The organism is Solwaraspora sp. WMMB762 (assembly GCF_049179115.1).
GTDB lineage: Bacteria > Actinomycetota > Actinomycetes > Mycobacteriales > Micromonosporaceae > Micromonospora_E.
The window spans coordinates 7,008,195-7,027,740 of sequence record NZ_JBMHMD010000001.1 but is presented as its reverse complement, the minus strand read 5'-3'; the positions used below and the strand labels follow the sequence as shown (position 1 = coordinate 7,027,740).

At 70.9% G+C, this 19,546-nt stretch carries 25 protein-coding genes; 18 read left to right on the top strand and 7 right to left on the bottom strand.

Features of this window, described 5'->3' with window-relative positions:
• Positions 1-12 precede the first annotated feature (12 nt).
• From ACN27J_RS31685 to ACN27J_RS31630, 12 genes are all read left to right on the top strand, one after another.
• The gene (locus ACN27J_RS31685; protein ID WP_421371826.1) at positions 13-1,236 is read left to right on the top strand and encodes a 4-hydroxybenzoate 3-monooxygenase; all 1,224 of its coding nucleotides are present in this window, start codon (positions 13-15) and stop codon (positions 1,234-1,236) included.
• 36 nt (positions 1,237-1,272) lie between these two features.
• The gene (locus ACN27J_RS31680; protein ID WP_421371825.1) at positions 1,273-2,112 is read left to right on the top strand and encodes a CoA transferase subunit A; all 840 of its coding nucleotides are present in this window, start codon (positions 1,273-1,275) and stop codon (positions 2,110-2,112) included.
• A 38-nt stretch (positions 2,113-2,150) separates the two neighbouring features.
• Positions 2,151-2,876, top strand: a complete 726-nt coding sequence (locus tag ACN27J_RS31675; protein ID WP_421372646.1) for a CoA-transferase subunit beta — start codon at positions 2,151-2,153, stop codon at positions 2,874-2,876.
• Positions 2,877-2,911: 35 nt separating this feature from the next.
• Entirely contained in the window at positions 2,912-3,658 is a 747-nt protein-coding gene (gene pcaH / locus ACN27J_RS31670; protein ID WP_421371824.1) for a protocatechuate 3,4-dioxygenase subunit beta, read from the top strand.
• Positions 3,655-4,242, top strand: a complete 588-nt coding sequence (gene pcaG, locus ACN27J_RS31665; RefSeq protein WP_421371823.1) for a protocatechuate 3,4-dioxygenase subunit alpha — start codon at positions 3,655-3,657, stop codon at positions 4,240-4,242. The genes pcaH and pcaG overlap by 4 nt, the downstream gene beginning before the upstream one ends.
• Positions 4,217-5,662: a 3-carboxy-cis,cis-muconate cycloisomerase gene (pcaB, locus tag ACN27J_RS31660; RefSeq protein ID WP_421371822.1), complete on the top strand. Its 1,446-nt coding sequence runs from the start codon at positions 4,217-4,219 to the stop codon at positions 5,660-5,662. The genes pcaG and pcaB overlap by 26 nt, the downstream gene beginning before the upstream one ends.
• The gene (pcaD, locus tag ACN27J_RS31655; RefSeq protein ID WP_421371820.1) at positions 5,662-6,480 is read left to right on the top strand and encodes a 3-oxoadipate enol-lactonase; all 819 of its coding nucleotides are present in this window, start codon (positions 5,662-5,664) and stop codon (positions 6,478-6,480) included. The genes pcaB and pcaD overlap by 1 nt, the downstream gene beginning before the upstream one ends.
• The gene (pcaC, locus tag ACN27J_RS31650) at positions 6,458-6,970 is read left to right on the top strand and encodes a 4-carboxymuconolactone decarboxylase (RefSeq protein WP_421371819.1); all 513 of its coding nucleotides are present in this window, start codon (positions 6,458-6,460) and stop codon (positions 6,968-6,970) included. The genes pcaD and pcaC overlap by 23 nt, the downstream gene beginning before the upstream one ends.
• 29 nt (positions 6,971-6,999) lie before the next feature.
• Entirely contained in the window at positions 7,000-7,806 is an 807-nt protein-coding gene (locus ACN27J_RS31645; protein ID WP_421371818.1) for an IclR family transcriptional regulator domain-containing protein, read from the top strand.
• Between the two features lie 115 nt (positions 7,807-7,921).
• Positions 7,922-8,896, top strand: a complete 975-nt coding sequence (locus ACN27J_RS31640) for a hypothetical protein (protein ID WP_421371817.1) — start codon at positions 7,922-7,924, stop codon at positions 8,894-8,896.
• Positions 8,897-8,942: 46 nt separating this feature from the next.
• Positions 8,943-9,440, top strand: coding sequence for a ribonuclease HI (rnhA, locus tag ACN27J_RS31635; protein ID WP_421371816.1), 498 nt, complete (start codon positions 8,943-8,945; stop codon positions 9,438-9,440).
• A 38-nt stretch (positions 9,441-9,478) separates the two neighbouring features.
• Positions 9,479-10,051 carry a GNAT family N-acetyltransferase gene (locus ACN27J_RS31630; RefSeq protein WP_421371815.1) on the top strand — a complete coding sequence of 191 codons (573 nt, stop codon included), beginning with the start codon at positions 9,479-9,481 and terminating at the stop codon, positions 10,049-10,051.
• Positions 10,052-10,124: 73 nt separating this feature from the next.
• Here ACN27J_RS31630 and ACN27J_RS31625 read toward each other — a convergent pair whose 3' ends face one another.
• The gene (locus tag ACN27J_RS31625; RefSeq protein WP_421371814.1) at positions 10,125-11,531 is read right to left on the bottom strand and encodes an MFS transporter; all 1,407 of its coding nucleotides are present in this window, start codon (positions 11,529-11,531) and stop codon (positions 10,125-10,127) included.
• An 81-nt stretch (positions 11,532-11,612) separates the two neighbouring features.
• On the opposite strand from ACN27J_RS31625, the gene ACN27J_RS31620 reads away from it, so the two are divergent.
• On the top strand, positions 11,613-12,272 hold the full coding sequence (locus ACN27J_RS31620; RefSeq protein ID WP_421371812.1) for a TetR/AcrR family transcriptional regulator: 660 nt from the start codon (positions 11,613-11,615) through the stop codon (positions 12,270-12,272).
• Between the two features lie 41 nt (positions 12,273-12,313).
• On the opposite strand, the gene ACN27J_RS31615 is transcribed toward ACN27J_RS31620, so the two are convergent.
• Positions 12,314-12,697 (bottom strand): PIN domain-containing protein, encoded by a 384-nt coding sequence (locus ACN27J_RS31615; protein WP_421371811.1) that lies wholly within the window; start codon positions 12,695-12,697, stop codon positions 12,314-12,316.
• Positions 12,694-12,942: a type II toxin-antitoxin system Phd/YefM family antitoxin gene (locus ACN27J_RS31610; protein ID WP_421371810.1), complete on the bottom strand. Its 249-nt coding sequence runs from the start codon at positions 12,940-12,942 to the stop codon at positions 12,694-12,696. Before ACN27J_RS31610 ends, ACN27J_RS31615 begins: the two co-directional genes overlap by 4 nt.
• Before the next feature lie 143 nt (positions 12,943-13,085).
• On the opposite strand from ACN27J_RS31610, the gene ACN27J_RS31605 reads away from it, so the two are divergent.
• The gene (locus ACN27J_RS31605) at positions 13,086-14,459 is read left to right on the top strand and encodes a hypothetical protein (RefSeq protein WP_421371809.1); all 1,374 of its coding nucleotides are present in this window, start codon (positions 13,086-13,088) and stop codon (positions 14,457-14,459) included.
• Between the two features lie 29 nt (positions 14,460-14,488).
• Here the strand turns inward: ACN27J_RS31605 and ACN27J_RS31600 are convergent, their stop codons facing one another.
• Entirely contained in the window at positions 14,489-14,869 is a 381-nt protein-coding gene (locus ACN27J_RS31600) for a MerR family transcriptional regulator (protein WP_421371808.1), read from the bottom strand.
• 94 nt (positions 14,870-14,963) lie between these two features.
• On the opposite strand from ACN27J_RS31600, the gene ACN27J_RS31595 reads away from it, so the two are divergent.
• Positions 14,964-15,740 carry an NADPH-dependent F420 reductase gene (locus ACN27J_RS31595; RefSeq protein WP_421371807.1) on the top strand — a complete coding sequence of 259 codons (777 nt, stop codon included), beginning with the start codon at positions 14,964-14,966 and terminating at the stop codon, positions 15,738-15,740.
• On the opposite strand, the gene ACN27J_RS31590 is transcribed toward ACN27J_RS31595, so the two are convergent.
• The gene (locus ACN27J_RS31590) at positions 15,733-16,572 is read right to left on the bottom strand and encodes a helix-turn-helix transcriptional regulator (RefSeq protein WP_421371806.1); all 840 of its coding nucleotides are present in this window, start codon (positions 16,570-16,572) and stop codon (positions 15,733-15,735) included. The genes ACN27J_RS31595 and ACN27J_RS31590 overlap by 8 nt on opposite strands.
• Before the next feature lie 113 nt (positions 16,573-16,685).
• Here ACN27J_RS31590 and ACN27J_RS31585 point away from each other — a divergent pair, with 113 nt between their 5' ends.
• The 3 genes from ACN27J_RS31585 (at position 16,686) to ACN27J_RS31575 (ending at position 18,422) form a co-directional block, all read left to right on the top strand.
• A complete protein-coding gene (locus ACN27J_RS31585; RefSeq protein ID WP_421371804.1) occupies positions 16,686-17,681 on the top strand; it encodes an aldo/keto reductase in 996 nt (331 codons plus the stop codon).
• Positions 17,682-17,886: 205 nt separating this feature from the next.
• Positions 17,887-18,162 (top strand): type II toxin-antitoxin system Phd/YefM family antitoxin, encoded by a 276-nt coding sequence (locus tag ACN27J_RS31580; protein ID WP_421371803.1) that lies wholly within the window; start codon positions 17,887-17,889, stop codon positions 18,160-18,162.
• A complete protein-coding gene (locus tag ACN27J_RS31575) occupies positions 18,159-18,422 on the top strand; it encodes a Txe/YoeB family addiction module toxin (protein ID WP_421371801.1) in 264 nt (87 codons plus the stop codon). Before ACN27J_RS31580 ends, ACN27J_RS31575 begins: the two co-directional genes overlap by 4 nt.
• 6 nt (positions 18,423-18,428) lie before the next feature.
• Here ACN27J_RS31575 and ACN27J_RS31570 read toward each other — a convergent pair whose 3' ends face one another.
• Together ACN27J_RS31570 and ACN27J_RS31565 are read right to left on the bottom strand one after the other, a co-directional pair.
• A complete protein-coding gene (locus tag ACN27J_RS31570) occupies positions 18,429-18,611 on the bottom strand; it encodes a DUF397 domain-containing protein (RefSeq protein ID WP_281553935.1) in 183 nt (60 codons plus the stop codon).
• Positions 18,608-19,411: a Scr1 family TA system antitoxin-like transcriptional regulator gene (locus ACN27J_RS31565; protein ID WP_421371800.1), complete on the bottom strand. Its 804-nt coding sequence runs from the start codon at positions 19,409-19,411 to the stop codon at positions 18,608-18,610. Before ACN27J_RS31565 ends, ACN27J_RS31570 begins: the two co-directional genes overlap by 4 nt.
• Between the last annotated feature and the right edge of the window lie 135 nt (positions 19,412-19,546).

The following is a 19,546-nucleotide window of genomic DNA, read 5'->3' as shown; positions in this document are numbered from 1 at the left end:
GGAGGGAGCGTCGTGCGAACCCAGGTTGGCATCATCGGAGCGGGACCAGCGGGCTTGATGCTCGCCCACCTGCTGCATCTGGAGGGTATCGACTCGGTCGTGCTGGAGACCCGCGGGCGGGCGTACGTGGAGAGCCGGGTCCGGGCCGGGGTGCTCGAACACGACACGGCGCAACTGCTCGCCGACACCGGCGTCGGTGCCCGGATGCGCCGCGAAGGACTCGTGCACACCGGCCTTGAGCTGCGCTTCGAAGGCGTCAGCCGACGGATCGACCTGGCTGCGCTGACCAGCGGTCGAGGGATCACCGTCTACGGTCAGCAGGAGGTGGTGAAGGACCTGATCGCCGCCCGGCTGGCAGCCGGCGGCGAGATCCTGTTCGATGTCACCGACGTCGAGCTGGCCGGGATCGACAGCGATGCCCCGGTCATCCGGTTCGCGCACGAGGGCACGATACGCGAACTGAACTGCCTGGTGGTTGCCGGATGTGACGGTTTCCACGGGGTCTCCCGGGACAGCATCCCCGCCTCGGCCCGGCGCACCGTCGAGCACACCTACCCGTTCAGCTGGCTCGGGGTGCTGGCCCAGGCCACCCCCTCGGCGCACGAGCTGATCTACGCCCAGCACGAACGCGGATTCGCCCTGCACAGCATGCGCAGCCCCGAGGTGACCCGGCTCTACCTGCAGGTGCCCAACGGGACCGAGCTGAGCGACTGGCCGACCGCGCGGATCTGGGACGAGCTGCACACCCGGCTGGCGACCAACGACGGCTTCACCTTGAAGGAGGGCCCGATCCTGGAGCAGGGGGTGACCCCGATGCGGAGCTTCGTTACCGAACCGATGCGCTACGGCCAGCTGTTCCTGGCCGGTGACGCGGCGCACATCGTGCCGCCGACCGGCGCGAAAGGCCTGAATCTGGCGGTCGCCGACGTCCGCTTCCTGGCCGAGGCGCTGACCACCTGGTTCCGTCAGGGACGCGAGACCGGGCTGGACGAGTACTCGGCCCGGTGCCTGCGCCGGATCTGGCGGGTCCAGCACTTCTCGTCCTGGATGACCGGGCTGCTGCACCGGCCCACCGACGCCGACGAGTTCAGTCACCGGCTCCAGGTGGCCCAGTTGGAGTATGTGGCGACCTCCACCGCCGCGGCGACCACCCTGGCGGAGAACTACGTGGGGCTACCGCTGGACTGGAGCAGCCGCGTTGACAGGCCGGCGACCCCGGCCGTACCGTTCGCTTAGCGAACTTTTGTTCATCACACGCACCGGGAATGATGCATGGCTGAAATTTCCTCGCTGGCTGACGCTGTCGCCGACCTGGTCCACGACGGCGACAGCGTCGCCCTAGAGGGATTCACCCACCTGATCCCGACCGCAGCCGGGCAGGAGATCATCCGGCAGCGCCGACGCGACCTCACGCTGATCCGGATGACCCCGGACGTCGTCTACGACCAGCTGATCGGCGCCGGCTGCGCCAAGAAGCTGATCTTCAGCTGGGCCGGCAACCCCGGCGTCGGTTCGCTGCACCGGTTCCGCGACGCGGTGCAGCGCGGCTGGCCCCGTCCGCTGGAGATCGAGGAGCACAGCCACGCCGGGATGGCCAACCGGTACGTCGCCGGCGCCGCCGGCCTGCCGTTCGCCGTACTCCGCGGCTACGTCGGCACCGACCTCGTCGAGCGCACCCCGACCATCGCGCCGATCACCTGTCCGTTCACCGGCGAGCTGCTCACCGCCGTACCGGCGCTCAACCCCGACGTCGGCATCGTGCACGCCCAACGCGCCGACCGGCACGGCAACGTGCAGATCTGGGGCATCACCGGCGTGCACAAGGAGGTCGTGCTGGCGTCCGCACGGTCGCTGGTCACCGTCGAGGAGATCGTCGACGAGCTGACCCCCCGCCCCGGCGCGGTGGTGCTGCCCGGCTGGGCGGTCACCCGGGTCGCCGAGGTGCCCGGCGGGGCGTACCCGTCGTACGCGATGGACTACAGCGACCGGGCCAACGACTACTACCAGCAGTGGGACGAGATCAGCCGGGACCGGGACACCTTTACCCGCTGGCTCGGCGAACACGTCCTGGCCACGGCGGGGGCCGATCCGACGTACGGTGGTGCCGAGTGAACGAGCAACCGGCCGTCGAGGGGTTCACCCGCGACGAGATGATGACCGTCGCCGCCGCCCGGGCGCTGCGCGACGACGCCCGCTGCTTCGTCGGCATCGGCCGGCCCAGCACCGCGGCCAACCTGGCCCGGCGGACCCACTCCCCCAACCTGGTGCTGGTCTACGAGTCCGGCACCATCGGCGCCAAGCCCGGCCGGCTGCCGCTGTCCATCGGTGACGGGGTGCTCGCCGAGACCGCCGACACCGTCGTGTCGGTGCCGGAGATCTTCAACTACTGGCTGCAGCCCGGCCGGATCGACGTCGGTTTCCTCGGCGCCGCGCAGATCGACCGGTACGCCAACATCAACACCACGGTGATCGGCGACGACTACACCGACCCGAAGGTACGGCTGCCCGGCGCGGGCGGAGCCCCGGAGATCGCCGCCTCGTGCGGCGAGGTGATCGTCATCGTGCCGCAGAGCCGGCGTACGTTCGTCGACCGGGTCGACTTCGTCACCTCGGTCGGCTTCGGCGCGGGCCCCGGCGACCGGCAACGCCTCGGCCTGCGCGGCCGGGGTCCCACCCTGGTCATCACCGACCTCGGCATGCTGCGCCCGGACCCGGACACCTGCGAGCTGACCCTCACCCAGCTGCACCCCGGAGTGGGCGTCGAGCAGGCCGTGGCGGCCACCGGCTGGCCGCTGAAGGTCGCCCCCGACCTGACGACCACCGACGAACCCACCCCGCAGGAGCTGGCCACCCTGCGCCAACTGCTGAACCCCTGACCCCGGCGGGTAGAGCTGATCAAGGAGGCACCGCCATGCCCGACACCACGCCCGTACGGGCCGACCGCCCCGGCGGGCTGCTCCTGCCGCGCTACCGGCGCGACGACACCGCCGTGCACCCGCCGCTGCTCTCCCCCGACTACAAGTCCACCGTGCTGCGCGCCCCGGCCGAGTCGCCGGTGCTGCTCGCCCAGACGCTCACCGAGATCACCGGCCCGCTGCTCGGCGAGGGCCGGGTCACCGCCGCCGACGCCGACCTGAGCCGCAGCGGCGACGGCGAAGCCCAGGGGCAGCGGATCATCGTGCACGGCCAGGTCCGCGACAGCGACGGCCGGCCGGTGCCGGACACCCTGGTGGAGGTCTGGCAGGCCAACGCCGGCGGGCGCTACCTGCACAAGCTCGACCAGCATGACGTACCGCTCGATCCGCACTTCACCGGCGTCGGCCGGGCGGTGACCGACTCGATGGGCCGCTACCGGTTCGTCACCATCAAGCCCGGCGCGTACCCGTGGCGCAACCACTTCAACGCGTGGCGGCCGGCGCACATCCACTTCTCGTTGTTCGGTCGGGCCTTCACCCAGCGGCTGGTCACCCAGATGTACTTCCCCGACGACCCGCTGTTCGCCTACGACCCGGTCTTCAACTCGATCCCTGACCCGGCCGCCCGGCAACGGCTGATCGCCAGCTTCGACCTGGCCAACACGGTCGAGGAATGGGCGCTCGGCTTCCGGTTCGACATCGTGCTGCGCGGCACCGAGGCGACCCCGATGGAGGAATCGTGACCACCAGCGTGCCCGCGTCGGACTGGGACCGGCAGACCGGGCTGACCCCGGCGCAGACCGTCGGGCCGTACCTGGGGATCGGATTGCCCTGGCCGGACGGGCCGTTCGTGGTCGACGAGACCGACCCGGCGGCGGTCTGGCTGCGCGGCCGGCTCCTCGACGGCGCCGGCGACCCGGTGCCGGACGGTCTGATCGAGACCTGGCAGGCCGACCCGCAGGGCCGGTTCGACCACCCGGACGATCCGCGCGGCGCGGTGGCGGGGTTCCGCGGCTTCGGCCGCTGCCCCACCGACGAGACCGGCGGGTGGGCGGTACGCACCCGCAAGCCGGGGCCGGTGCCCGGCCCGGACGGGCGGCCGCAGGCCCCGCACGTCGCCGTGTCGGTGTTCGCCCGTGGGCTGCTGCACCGCGTCGTCACCCGGATCTACTTTGCGGACGAGGTCGACGCGAACGCCGCCGACCCGGTGCTGGCCGGGCTGCCGCAGGCCCGACGGGATACGTTGATCGCGACCGCCGAGCCGGACGGCTACCGGTTCGACATCCGGCTACAGGGCGAGCATGAAACCGTTTTCTTCGCCGTCTGACTCGGAGTCGACCGTCGACGGTCGGCGGGTCGTCGATGACAAGGCGCCGCTCGACGGCGAGGTGCCGCTCGACGATCCCGCGCCGGCCGGGCTGTTCGACCCGCTGCTCGCCGCCGGCGGGGTCCGGGCCGCCGTCGACGATCGGGCCTGGCTGCGCGCCATGCTCGACGCCGAGGCGGCGTTGGCCCGCGCCCAGGCGGCCGGCGGGTCGGTGCCGGCGGCCGCCGCCGCGGCTATCACCGCCACCGCCCGCGACCACCGGTTCGACCCGGCGGCGATCGGCGCGGGTGCCACCAGCGCCGGCAACCCGGTGGTGCCGCTGGTCGCCGCGTTGCGCGCCGCCGTCGGACCGGACACCGCCCGGTACGTCCACGCCGGGGCCACCAGCCAGGACATCCTGGACACGGCCGCCATGCTGGTGGTCCGCCGGGCGCTGGGGCCGATGCTGGACGACGTACGGCGGGCCGCCTCGGCCGCCGCCCGGCTGGCCGAAACGCACCGGGACACCCAGCTGCCCGCCCGGACCCTGCTGCAGCAGGCGCTGCCGACCACCTTCGGACTGGTCGCCGCCGGCTGGCTGACCGCGCTGGACACCGCCGCCCGCCGGCTGGCCACCGTCCGCGACGAGGTCCCCGCCGTCCAGCTCGGCGGTGCCGCCGGCACCCTCGCCGCGTTCGGCGCCGACGGCCCGGCCCTGGTCGACCGGCTCGCCGCCGAGCTCGACCTGGCCGCCCCGCAGCTGCCCTGGCACACCGACCGGAGCCGGCTGGCCGACCTGGCCGGCGTGCTCGGCGGCACCGCCGGCAGCATCAGCAAGATCGCCCGCGACGTCACGCTGCACGCCCAGACCGAGGTCGCCGAACTGGCCGAGGAACGCCCCGGCGGTTCGTCGACCCTGCCGCACAAACGCAACCCGGTCGCCGCCGTCACCGCTATCGCCTGCGCCGGCCAGGCCCCCGGCCTGGTCGCCACCCTGCTGGCCGCGATGACCCAGGAACACCAGCGGGCGGCCGGCGGCTGGCACGCCGAGTGGCGGGCGCTGCGCCACCTGCTGGAGTCGGTCGGCTCAGCCGCCTACTGGCTGCGAACCTGCCTGGAGGGGCTGCGGGTGGACGCGGTCCGGATGCGGGCCAACCTGGACGCCACCGGCGGCGCGCTGCTCGCCGAACGGGTCAGCGGCGCGTTGGCCGGGCAGCTCGGCCGGCAGCGGGCCAATGAGATCGTCAAGGCGGCGGTCACCGGCGGGCCCGTCACCGGACTGGCCGAGCGGCTGGCAGCCGACCCGCAGGTCAGCGCGGTGCTCAGCCGGGCACAGCTGGACGAGCTGCTCGACCCGGCCGGCTACCTCGGCGCGTACGGCGAGCTGATCGACCGGGCGCTGCGCGACCACCGCAGCCGACCGACTCAGGAGGACCGTTGATGACCACCGACAGCCACCCGGTGGCGGTCGACCACGAGATCGTCGGACCCGACGGTGCGCCGGTGGTGCTGCTGGCCAACTCGCTGGGCAGCACCCGGGCGATGTGGGATCCGCAGGTGCCGGTGTTCACCGGTGCCGGGCTGCGGGTGCTGCGCTACGACACCCGGGGGCACGGCCGCTCCCCCGTACCGCCCGGTCCGTACAGTCTGGACGATCTCGGGGCCGACGTGCTCGCCCTGCTCGACCGCCTGGAGCTGGACCGGGTCCACGTGGCCGGGGTGTCCCTCGGCGGGATGACCGGAATGTGGCTGGCCGGACACGCCGGTGCCCGAGTCGACCGGCTGGTGCTCTGCTGCACCTCGGCGCTGCTCGGCCCGGCCCAGGCGTGGGCCGACCGGGCGGCCACGGTGCGGGCCGAGGGCACCGGGGCGGTGGCCGACGCGGTGGCGGCCCGCTGGTTCACCCCCGGGTTCGCCGCGCGACGCCCCGACGTCTTCGCCGCCGCCCGCGAGATGATCGCGGCCACCCCGGCCGAGGGGTACGCCGGATGCTGCGTCGCGATCGGACAGATGGACCTGACCGGGCTGCTGCCGAGGATCACCGCGCCGACCCTGGTGATCGCCGGCGCCGACGACCCGGCCACCCCGCCGTCGCACAGCGAGACGATCGTCGCCGGCATCCCCGACGCCACCCTGCGGATCGTCGCCGACGCCGCGCACCTGGCCAGCGTCGAGCAGGCCGAACAGGTCTCCGAGCTGATCCTGACGCATCTCACCGGACAGGAGGTGACCGGCGATGGCGACCGACCCGCCGGCTGACACCGCGACCCCGACGCCCGGTCCCCGGACCTCGCCGTCGCCGTCGTCGCCGGATCCGAGGTACGACGCCGGGATGGCGGTACGCCGGGCGGTCCTCGGCGACGCGCACGTGGACCGGGCGGTGGCCAACACGACCGAGTTCACCGCCGACTTCCAGGACTTCATCACCCGGTACGCGTGGGGCAGCGTCTGGACCCGCGACGGGCTGGACCGGCGGACCCGCAGCTGCGTCACGCTCGCCGTACTGACCGCGCTGCACTGCACGGACGAGCTGGCGATGCACGTGCGGGCCGCGCTGCGCAACGGGTTGACCGCGCAGGAGATCAACGAGGTGCTGCTGCACACCGCGGTCTACGCGGGCGTGCCAGCCGCGAACAGCGCCTACGCGGTGGCACAGCGGGTGCTGGCCGAGAACACGGGACCGGATGGTCGGATCTCCGACAGCGCAACAAGATCATCGTCGGATCCGGGCACGGTGGAACCCGGTTAGGGTTCTGCGACCATCACCACAGGAGAAAAATGACCGAGCACGGGCGGGAAGCTCATTTCGTGCAGTCGTTGGAGCGTGGCCTGGCCGTGATCCGTGCCTTCGACGCCCAGCATCCTGAGTTGACACTCAGCGAGGTGGCCCGGATCTGCGACCTGACCCGCGCCGCCGCCCGCCGGTTCCTGCTCACCCTGGTCGACCTCGGCTACGTCCGCACCGACGGGCGGATGTTCTCACTCACCCCCCGGGTGCTGGAGCTGGGCTACGCGTACCTGTCCAGCATCTCGCTGCCCGAGGTCGCCGAACCACATCTGGAACGGCTGGTCGCCCAGGTGCACGAGTCGTCGTCGGTGTGCGTGCTGGACGGCGACTCGATCGTCTACGTCTCCCGGGTGCCGACGTCGCGGATCATGACGGTGTCGATCAACGTCGGGACCCGGTTCCCGGCGTACGCGACCTCGGTCGGCCGGGTGCTGCTGGCGCACCTGCCCGAGGAAGAGGCGATCATCCGGCTGGAGCGCAGCCGGCTGGACCGGCTCACCGGCCGTACCGTCCACACCATGGCGGCGTTGCGGGCGGAGCTGAACCGGGTCCGCGCCCAGGGGTACGCCATCGTCGACCAGGAGTTGGAGGAAGGTCTGCGGTCGGTGGCGGCACCGATCCGGGACCGGGCCGGCAAGGTGGTCGCGGCGGTGAACATCTCGGTGCACGCCAGCCGCAACACCGTCGAGTCGATCCGCCGCGAACTGCTGCCGCACCTGCTGGCCACCGCCGCGAAGATCGAAGCCGATCTGCGGATCGCGGCGCCGGGCCGCACCGCGCGGCTGCCCGGCGCCTGACCGCCCGTACCCGCCGGTGACCGCGCCGAACCGGGGCCGGGGGACCCGGTCGAAACGGCCCGTCCGGGACCTTCGGCCCGATGCCGGCGCAGCGCCGGGCGGCCACTGTTGAGGTATGGGCTCAACCACCGGGCTTTCCGGGCCGACCAGGTCCCACCCGTGGACGGTACGGGTGGCGGCCGGTCTGCTGATCCTCGTCGGCGTCACGGCGGTCGCCGGTGGCGTGGAGATGTGGCTGTACCCGTACGGCAACGAATTTGTCCGTACGGAGTGGCTCCGTGACCTGCCGTTGGTCGACACCTGGCGGCTACCCGGACTGGTGCTGGGGCTCGGTCTCGGGGTCGGCTCGCTGGTCGCCGCGTTCGGGCTGCTGCGCAGACCACGGTGGCGCATGCTCGCCCCGGTGCAACGGGTGACCGGCCGGCACTGGTCGTGGGCCGCCACCGCACTGGTGGGGATTGCGCTCGGCGGGTGGATCCTGCTGGAGGTCGTCCTGCTGCCGCAGCGGTCGACGATCGAGGCGCTCTACGGTACCCTGGCGGCCGGGCTCGTCGGACTGTGCTCGACCGCGTCGTTGCGCCGCTCGCTGGCGCTGACCCCGGACCGGGACGTCGTGCCCGGTCAGCAGGTGGTTTCGGCCACGCCGGAGCGTGGACTGCCCGGCCGGAAGCGGATCCTCCGCCGGGAGCGGGTCCTCATCGGGCTCGAAACGATCCTCGCCGTCAGCGCGCTGGGCGGTGCCATCGGGCTGGTGACCGGCGGCATCGACCTCGGGCCTGTCACCGGTGACCTGCCGTTCGCCTCTGCGGTGCTGGCCGGTGCCGCCTTGGCGGTGGTCAACGGGGCCCTGCCCGGCGTCGTGGTGGTCGCGACGGTCAGCCGGCGGTCGTGGGCACCGGCCGGTCACCTCGTCGTCGGGGCCGCACTGGTCCTGTGGATCATCGTCCAGGTCGCCGTCATCGGTCTGGTCTCCTGGCTCCAACCCGTCTTCCTCGGGTACGGCCTGGCCGTTGTCGGCCTCGCACTCCGCCTGCCGCTGCGCCCGACGGTTGGCACTGAGGAAACGGTTATGCCGGGACGACTGCGGTGAAGCCGACCAGTAGGTTGTCCGGGTGGCGGGGCTAAGGACGACACGTGTGCAGATCTGGACCGACGGCGCGTGCAGCGGCAATCCGGGGCCGGGCGGTTGGGGTGCCCTGCTGCGCTACGGCGACGCCGAGAAGGAGCTCTGCGGCGGTGAGGCCGGCCAGACCACGAACAACCGGATGGAGCTCACCGCCCCGATCCGGGCGCTGGCCGCGCTGACCCGGGCATCCACCGTCGACCTCTACACCGACAGCACGTACGTCCGTAACGGCGTCATGTCGTGGATGGCGAACTGGAAACGCAACGGTTGGCGTACGAAAGCGGGCGAGCCGGTCAAGAACGAAGACCTGTGGCGGGAGCTCGACGCCGCCATCGCCCGCCACCACGAGGTCGTCTGGCACTGGGTGAAGGGCCACTCCGGCCACGTGGAGAACGAGCGCGCCGACCGGCTCGCCGCGCGCGGTCAGCGGGAGGCGCTGGAGGCCGCCGGCCTCCCGGTGCCGCCGGTGCCGCAGCCGCGCCGCCGAGCCGCAACGGGCCGCAGCTGACCGACCGTGTGTCGGTGGACGGTGGCAGGGTAGGCGTCATGACGATCGAGGTACGCCCCGCGACGGTGTTCGAGGACGTCGCGGCTGTCGTCGGCCCGAAGCGACCGGACGCGAACGTGTGCTGGTGCCTGAGCTACCGCATCGGCTCGAAGGAAAACCTGCTGCTGCGCGGACCGATGCGCGGTGACCGGGTGCGCGAACTCGTCGGGCTCGATCCACCTCCCGGAGTACTCGCCTACGACGGCGACGAGGTCGTCGGCTGGGCGGCGGTGCACCCGCGAGCCGCAACGAGCTTCGCGCGCAACAGGCGGATCCCGCACATCGACGATCTCGATGTGTGGAGCGTGTGGTGCTTCCGGGTTCGGCCGGGCAACCGCAAACGGGGTGTCGTGCACCACCTGCTCGCCGGTGCCGTCGCCTTCGCCCGCGAGCGCGGCGCACCGGCGATCGAGGGCTACCCCGTCGACAACCGCGGCGAGAAGGTGGACCTCACGATGGCCTACGTCGGTACCCGCGCGGTCTTCGAGCACGCCGGTTTCGTGAAGGTAGCCGACACCGCCTCGGTACTCGCCGGGTTCGCGCGGGTGCTCATGCGGCTCGATCTGCGGTGACGTCGATCCCGGAGCCGAGCATCACGGCGGTCGGCTCCTGATCCGCTACCGCCGCGCGCAGGCGAGGCGGAGATCATTGTCGATCACGCTGGGTGGGCAGCGCCAGTGCGACGACCGCCACGGCAATCATGATCACGGCGATTGCGGAGAACGCGCGGTTGTAGGCGTCGATCTGTGCGGCCGGGCCGGTGCCGGGCCCGGTCGCGACAGTGACCAGAGCCGCCAGCCCCAGCGCGCCGCCGACCTGTTTGGTGGTGTTCATCAACCCGGACGCCGCACCTGCGTCCGACGTCGGCACACCAGAGGTGACCGCGTTGGTGATCGGGGTGTTCAGCAGTCCACTGCCGATGCTGAACACGACGGCCGGGCCGAGGATCCCCGCGAGGTAGCTGCTCTGCACCGTCAGGTGGGACTGCCACCAGAACCCCGCCGCCGCCAGCAACGACCCCACCGCGATGAGGATCCGCCCGTCGACGTGGCGCATCAGCCACGGCGTCGCGAGAGCGCCCACTACGACCGTCACCACCGTGTGTGGCAGGAACGCCAGCCCGGTCCGCGCCGGGCTGTAGGCGAGCGCGTTCTGCATGGACAGCGTGAGGAAGAACCACATCGGGTTGAGGCACGCCCCCGCCAGCAGCATTGCCACGTTGCCCACCGACACCGAGCGGATCGTGAACAACCGCAACGGGATCAACGGCGACGCCGCCCAGCGTGCCTCGACCGCCACGAACGCCGCCAACAGCACCGAGCCGATCACCAGGCCGGCAACCGCCGACGGCGAGGACCACCCGGCGTCCGCCGCCTCGGCGATTCCGAACGCCAGCCCTCCCAACCCTGCTGTGGCCAGCACCGCCCCGGTCACGTCCAGTCGTGGACGTACGGCCCCGGGGCGGTCGGCGACCACATGACGCACAGCCAGGAAGGCCACTACCGCCCCGATCGGCACGTTGATTAGCAACGTCCACCGCCACGACAGGTACTCCGTCAGCGCGCCGCCGGCAAGGTTGCCTGCCGTACCTCCGGCGACACCGACGGCGGTCCAAACCGCCAACGCTTGCGTCCGCACCCGCCCTTCGGGAAGAGAAGCGGTCAGAATCGTCAGCGTCGCTGGCGCCAGCACCGCCGCCCCCAGCCCTTGCACGGCGCGCGCGGCGACCAGCAGCGTCGCCGAGCCGGCCAGGCCCCCGACGAGACTCGCTCCGGCGAACAGCACCAGCCCGATCAGGAAGATGCGACGGTGCCCGAACGAGTCGGCCAGCCGTCCGCCGAGCAGCAGGAACCCGGCGAACGTCAACGCGTAGGCGTTGACCACCCACTGCTGGCTGGCTTCGTCGAACCGCAGCGCGTCGCGGATCGACGGCAACGCGACATTCACCACCGAGATGTCGAGCACCACCATGAACTGCGCGACACACGCCACCGCCAGCACGGCCTTCGCTGCTACCCCAGCACCGACATCGGCAGCCCTTTTCTGCGCCATGCCCCTCCCGTAGTGATACAACCGTATCAAGCAAGAGGTCGGCATAGGGTAGCCAGACCGAACACAACGAGAGGGACCGCGGTGCCCAGGACCACCGACCACGCCGTGCGGCGGGCCCAGATCGCCGACGCCCTCGTCCGGCTCGCCGGCCGGGAAGGCCTGCACGCCGTGACCATGCGCTCGGTCGCTGCCGAGGCAGGCGTGTCACTCCGGCTCGTGCAGTACTACTTCCAGAACAAGGAACACCTGTTGATCGGTGCCCTGCGGCACCTGGAAGGGCAGAGCCACCACCGTTGGGCGCAGCGCCTGGCCGGACTCCCCGACCCGCCACCGCCGCGAGCGGTCGTCGAAGCGTTCCTGCTCGAAGCCCTGCCGACCGACGAACCCAGCCGCGTCTTCCACCTGGTCGGCACGTCCTACGCCGTCCTGGCGATGACCGACCCGCAGGTCGCCGAACAACCCTTCATCCGGGGCGTCGACCGCTTGGAGCAACAACTCGCCGACACCCTGACCCGCGCGCGCGCCACCGGCCTCCTGGCACCCGACGCGGACCCCGCCCTCGAAGCTGGCCGGCTGATCGCCCTGGCCAATGGTCTCGGCACCAGTCTCCTGGTCGGCCAACGCACACCGGAGGAGGCCACCGCAGTGCTGCGATACCACCTCGATCGCCTGTTCGATGACGACGGGCGGACTGCCGCAGCGGAGAATCGCAAGTACGGCTCCTCCGGCCACACTGCCTGATCCTGATCGGGAACACCTACGGGCTCGTGGCCGCGTTCGAGTCAGATCGAGTGGATCGTGATGAGATCTTCGAGCCCTGCGAGATCGTCGGCATTGCGGGTGTAGACGGCGGCGTCATGGGCGTGCGCGGTTGCCGCGATGAGCAGGTCCATCACCCTGGCTCGCGGCTGGCGCCCGATCTCGACGACACGCGCGGCCAGCCGTGCGTAACTGTCGGCGATCGCATCGTCGACGGGAAGCGGATCGAACCGGCGCTGAATGGCGCTCAACCGCGCCAACCGCAGCGCCCTCGCCTCGGCGGTCTTCGCGACCAGCACACCGAACTGGAGTTCGGCGAGGCTGGCGACGCTGATGGCCAGTTCGCCGGGGATCGGGGTCACATCTGTGGCAATGAGGACACTGGTGTCGAGGATGCCACGGCTCACCGCTCGGCCCACGGATCGGTGACGGCGCCGTCGAGCAGGTCCCGGTCATCCGCCCACCCTGGGTCGGTGGGCTGATCGAACACGCCGGCGAGATCGTCCCACTCACGCCAGGTACGAGGACTGACCGGGCCGAGTACGGCTGCCGGTCGCCCGGCGACGGTGATCGTCACGCGTTCGCCGCCCTGCGCCCGGCGTACCAGGTCGCTGGCGTTCTGCCGCATCTCCCGCAGCCCGACCTCATGCATACACCTGACCGTAGCACATGTGCTACCAGCCGCTGGTGGAGGCACACTGACCGCTGACGGACGCTCCTCGGCACGTCCGGCGGTCCGCCCTGCGGCAGCCCAGCTGCGATCGGCGAGTTGCCGGGTTGGATGATGATGAATGGGTGAATCTGCGCCGTCCAGTCAGCTCCCGAGTGCTTGCGGTGGTTCTCGCCGCGTCGCTGGGTGGACTCGGCTGTTACCTGGTGAGCCTGCAGTTCGCTGCCGGCGTTCCGGTGTCCGGTCGGCTCTGTATCGGGGTGACCTCGCTGATCGCCCTGCTCATGGCGGCCTTCCTTCTTCAGTACGCGTCGCAGGAGTTTCGGGTCGATGTCGACCGGGACGGCTGGACGGTGCGGATCGGCCGGTACCGACATGACCTGCGGTGGGCCGAGATCTCGATGGTGGTGATCCAGAACCGGGAGGTCGACGGGCAGAGTCACCGTAAGCCGATTCCCGCGCTCTACCTGGTGCCGGACCCGGGCGTCAGCCTGGACGCTCCAGGTGATCTTCAGGCCAGCGTGGATGGACGACCAGCGGTACGGCTGTTCGACCTGGCCGAACCGAAGATCGAGGAGAAGCAGTTCATCCGCGACCTGGCAGGTCTGGCCGGTGACCGCCTCCAGATTCGGGTCCACCGCCTCAACCTGATGCTGCCGAGCGAGGACGCCCGGCAACGACTGAACGGCGGGAGGACAATCCCCGCCTTCCCGCCTGGCGTAGCGGGCGTACGGACGCAGCGCTGGCTGAACCGGCGGCGCTTCCCGCTGTTCGTCGGCTGGTACCTGTTCGCCGTCGTCCCCGCGCTGCTGCTCACCGGCTTCGCGGCCCAGCTGCACGAGTTGCTCGGAACCGCAGTAGCGGTACTCGGCCTACTCGCGGTCGTCGCCGCGTACGCCCAGTTCGTCACGCTGTTCAGCGATGCCGCCGACCTCGTTGAGGCCGAGGTAACGATCGCCGGTACGGAACTCGTTCGGGCGATCGGTGATCGCACCCAACGCGACGACATGCACGGCGGCAAAGCCGTGGTGCGGCCACCGGGAACGAGACGCGGCTACGGCAAGGCCTGGCTGCTCGGGTTCCCACGCCCCGTGGTGCTGCTCGGCGATCCGCGAACCGGACGGCTTCGCGACCCGGCCGACCTGCGCGCCCTGTCGGCGGTGCTGCGCGAGTCGCCGCATGAGACCGACCGAGCCGCCGCCCGAGACATCGACAGCATCGCCCCGCAGTCCCAGGTCGACGACTTGACAAAGCCAGGCGGTGCCGGAATCGCCCGCATGTGGGTCTCGCTGACCAAAGCCGGCCGCGTCCTGGCCTGGGCCGTCGTCGTGGGCTCCGTCCTGCTGGCCGGCGGCTGGATGGTGGAGAGCACCCGCTACCTGGGAGGCGCGGTCGTCCTCACCGGTGTTCTTTTGGCCGTGCTGTGGGCGCTGTACGCGCTGTACCGGATACTCGCGCTGCTCGGCGCGGCGTGGCATGCGGTCCGGAGGAACCACTGACCAGCTTCGAACACCCGCAATGTGGTCTATCAAACCCTTTGGTGATGTCGTGGGGGTGCGTCGCATCTCCAGGTGGGATCTGTGGCGATGGCGATGACTTCGTCGAGGCGGACCCGGGCCTGGGTCATCGCGGCGATCTGCGCCTCCAGCCGCTCCCGCTCGGCGTCCAGCAGGGCTCGTGACCGAGGAAGGCACTCGGCCTCGAGCAGCGGCAGCAGATCGGCGATCACCCGGCTGGACAGGCTGGCCGAGAACCCCCGCCGGATCAGCGCGACCCGGGCGACGGCCGTCTCGGCGTAGCGGCGGCGGCCCGCCGAGTCCCGGTCGGCTGTCAGCAGGCCCTGCTCCTCGTAGTAGCGCAGCGACCGCACGCTCGCACCGGTGCGGGCCGCCAGCTCTCCGATGCGCACTATGACCACCACCACATCGTCGAGACCTCACATCAATGGCAGCCCCTAGCGTAGCCACGGCAGCCCTTTCATCCCCTTACGGAGGAGTCGTCACATGGCAGGAACGCTGGGCATCATCGGCAGCGGCAACATCGGCTCCGCCATCGCCCGCAGCGCGGTCGGCGCCGGTTGGCACGTGGTGATCAGCAACTCGCGCGGGCCGGAGAGCCTCGGCGACCTGGTCGCCGAGCTTGGTCCACTCGCCCGCGCCGCCACCCCGACCGGGGCGGCGCAGGCAGGCGACCTCGTGGTCGCGACCATCCCGCTGGCCAACTACGAGCAACTGCCACAGGAGGCGCTCGCCGGCAAGACGGTGATCGACACCATGAACTACGCGCCGGCGGTGACGGGTTGGGCGCGCCCGGAGCTCGACGCCGACGAACTCACCTCCAGCGAACTCGTGCAACGGTTCCTGTCCAGCTCATCGGTGGTCAAGGCGTTCCACGACGTCAACGGCAGGCTGTTGCGCGAACTTGCCCGCCCGGCCGGTGCTCCGGACCGCACCGCCCTGCCCATCACCGGCGACGACCCCGCCGCCAAAGCACAGGTCACCGAGCTGATCGACGACTTCGGCTTCGACACCGTCGACGTCGGCGGCCTCGCCGAGAGCTGGCGCATCGGCCCCAACACCCCGCTGTACTTCGAGGCATTCGTCGGAGCGGTCCCGCCGGGCCTGAGCCTGCCGGAAATCTACGCCTGGCTGGCCACCACCCCACTGATCCCCACCCCGGCCGCCACGGTCGCCGAACTGGCCGCCACGACCGAGCGTCAACCGGCAGGCTTCCAGCTCACGCCCTCGGCCCAGCCGGTGGCGACCCGGCCGGTCAGCTGACCGGGAACTCTTCGACGCCCAGCACCCGCAGTAGGTCGAGGCGCTCGCGGGACTCGGTGTCGGCCGGTGTCAACACCACCAGCTCCTGACCCAGGTCCGGAGTCACCAGCGTCTCGCAGTCCAGCACGATCGGCCCGACGCGGGGGTGCACGAACGTCTTGCGATCCGCCCGCCGGGTGCCGACCTCGTGCTCGGCCCACAGCCGGCGGAACTCGGAGCTTGCTGCCTGCAACCGGGCGATCAGGCCGGTCACCGTCGGATCGTCGCAACGTCGGCCCGCGACGACACGCAGGTCGGCCACCAGCTGGCGGGAATGGCGCTCCTGCTCCACGGGCGGGTGGACCGGGCGGGAGTCGGGTTCGGCGAACCAGCGGTAGGCGAGATACCGCCGATCACCGGTGAACCCGGTGTGGTCGCCGGTCAGCAGCTTGGCGGTCGCGTTCTGCGCCAGCACCTCCCCCAGGTCGGACACGACCATCGCCGCCGTGTCGCCCAGCAGGTCCAGCATGCGGACCAGGCCGACGCGGGCGAGGCGGGCCACGCCGTCGGCGGGCGGGGGCTGGTGGCCGGCCAGATGGAACAGGTGGTCGCGTTCGTCGTCGGACAGCCGCAGGGCGCGGGCCAGGGCGCCGAGCAGTTGCGTGGAGGGCTGGCTGCTGCGGCCCTGCTCGAGACGTACGACGTAGTCCACCGACATGCCGGCCAGCATCGCGACCTCCTCGCGCCGCAGGCCCGCGATGCGGCGGCGCGGGCCGACGGCGATGCCCACCTCGGCGGGGCGGATTGCCTCGCGGCGGCGGCGCAGGAAGTCGGCGAGCTGCTCACGCTGCATGGTCTCCATGCTCCCCTGCGGCTGCCCCACGCGCGAGGGACGAGGCAGGGAGCGGCGCTCCCACGATAAACGCTCCGCTACCGGCCGTCCGCTGGCGGAAGCAGGGTGGGCGCATGCAGAAACGAACCTTGGGAACGACTGGTCCGGCCGTCGGCGCGCTGGGTCTGGGTGCGATGGGGATGACCAGCGGCGTCTACGGCGTCTCCGACCGCGCCGAGAGCATCGCGACCGTACATTCGGCGCTGGACACGGGGCTCACGCTGATCGACACCGGCGACCACTACGGCACCGGGCACAACCAAATGCTGCTGGCTGAGGCGCTACGCGGTCGGCCGAGGGACAGCTACATGCTGAGCGTCAAGTTCGGGGCGCTGCTCGCGCCGGGCGGCGGTTTCCTCGGGCAGGACAGCCGGCCGGCGGCGGTGAAGAACTTCCTGATCCACTCGATGACCCGGCTGGGCGTCGACTACGTCGACATCTACCGGCCGGCGCGACTGGACCCGGAGGTGCCGATCGAGGACACGGTGGGTGCGATCAAGGACATGATCGAAGCCGGGTACGTGCGGCATGTGGGACTTTCCGAGGTGGGCGCTGAGACGATCCGCCGGGCGCACGCCGTGCACCCGGTCGCCGACCTGCAGATCGAGTACTCGCTGATCTCGCGCGGGGTGGAGGCCGATGTGCTGCCGACGCTGCGGGAACTGGGCGTCGGGATGACCGCGTACGGCGTCCTGAGCCGAGGCCTCATCTCGGGCCACTGGCAGAACACCGAAGCGCGACCGGGTGACCACCGCCGCCGGATGCCACGGTTCTCGGGCGACAACGTCGAACACAACCTTGCCCTGGTGGAGGCGCTGCGGCGGGTGGCCGAGGAGAAGGGCTGCACCGTGGCTCAGCTGGCGATCGCGTGGGTGGCAGCGCAGGGCGGCGACATCGTCCCGCTCGTCGGCGCCCGTACCCGCAATCGGTTGACCGAGGCCCTGCCCGCCGCCCACCTGGTACTTTCCGCAGACGACCTGGCCGAGATCGAGAAGGCCGTACCGGCCGGCTCGGCACGGGGCGACCGCTACCCGGCCGCGATGATGGCCAACCTCGGCACCGGCAACTGACCCCGACGACGCAAGCACGTCGCCCGGTTGGCTGACCGTCACGCTGCGCTATCGCCGGGTTTGGTGCCTGAAGCGCCGCCTCGTACGCATCCTCGACGCCAGCCCGGCATCCGCCGCGCGCTTCGCCATTCAGCGACCAAGGTCGTACATGTTTTAGGTACGATAATGGTACGGTATTCCTGTACCGGCTGGAAGGAGCGCAACCATGTCCATCAGCGCAAGCGAGGCACGGCAGCGCCTGTTCCCCCTCATCGCGCAGGTCAACGACGACCACGACCCGATACGCATCAGCTCGCGCAGCGGGGACGTGGTGCTCATGTCGGCGGACGACTACGACGCCTGGCAAGAGACCGTGTACCTGCTTCGGTCTCCCGCGAACGCGAGGCGGCTCATGGAAGCCGTCGCCCGGGACCGAGCAGGCGGCCCCTCGATCGCCAGGACCATGGATGAGCTACGGGAGATGGCCGGGGGCGAGGAGTGACGGAGGTCGACTTCGATCCCGACGCATGGGAAGACCTGCTCTTCTGGCTCGCCTCGGATCGGAAGAAGGCGCGCCGGATCACCCGCCTGATCGGCGAGATCCAGCGTGACCCGTTCACCGGCGTCGGCAAGCCGGAACCCCTGAAAGGCGACCTGTCCGGCTACTGGTCACGGCGGATCGATGACGAACACCGCCTCGTGTACCGGGCCGACGAGAAGGAAGTGAAGATCATTAAGGCCCGGTACCACTACAGCGACTGATGCGGCTCAGCGCTTGACGGTGGCGACGAAGGCGGACCAGGCGGGCGGGTCGAAGGCCAGGGTGCCGCCGGTGCGGTCCTTGGAGTCGCGGACCAGCACCCGGCCGGGCAGGTTGTCGGCGACCTCGACACAGTCACCGCCGGAGGCGTTCGAGCGGCGGGACGTGCGCCACATCGGCTCGGTGGTCATAGCTCCCTCACCATCTGCCGGATCAGATCCCGGGACTGGGCCGCGTTCAGGGCGAGCGCGTTGACAGTGTGCCACGCCCGATCGAGCCCGGTCACCCGCGCCGGCTCGGTGACAAGCCGGCCCTCGAAAATATCCTCCATGTATCCAGCGAGTGCACCGTTGTCGAGCGAGGCGAGGACGAACGACACCGACCGGCCGATGTGCATGCCGACCCCGTCCGGCACCACGTGCACGAAGGTCCGGTGGCGCTCCGAGTCGACCAGCAGCCGCTCCAGCTGTGCCTTTGCCATCGCCGGGTGCGCCGAGCGCAGCGCCGCCATGTCCATCATGAACACGCAGATCGCCGGATCCTCGCGGCCCAGCACGACGGACTGGCGCTCCATCCGGACGGCGAGCAGCTCGTCGACCTCGCGCTGACTGCGCAGGCCGCTGTCCAGCACCGACCGGGCGTACTCCTCGGTCTGCAGCAGGCCAGGGATGAGGGACGCCTGGTAGTACCGCAGGGTGGTGGCGGACTCCTCCAGCTGGCCCCACGGGCGGAACCAGACCGCCTGGGCCATCCGACGCCGCTCCCGCTCCAGCTCACGGGCCTCGGCCGCCTCGGCCGCCGCCTTGCGGACCCGGTCGCCCGAGCCAAAGAACTCGTCCAGTCGCGCGGCGGTGTCCGGTTGCGGGACCAGCCGGCCCTGCTCGAAGGCGGCGATCAGCGAACCGGAGACCAGGATCGCCTCACCGACCTGATCCTGGGTGACGGAGCGCTCGCTGCGCAGCTGACGGAGGATCTCCGGAAGTGTATTCACGGTGCACACCTTTCGGATACAGGCGATTGTCCGGTAGATGGGTGCGGATTGCCGCTGACCTATCTTCCGCTGACCGGCTGAAGAAGTCCAGGGTGGAATGTAGGGAAATTAGACTCGACACTCCACCTGGGAGGT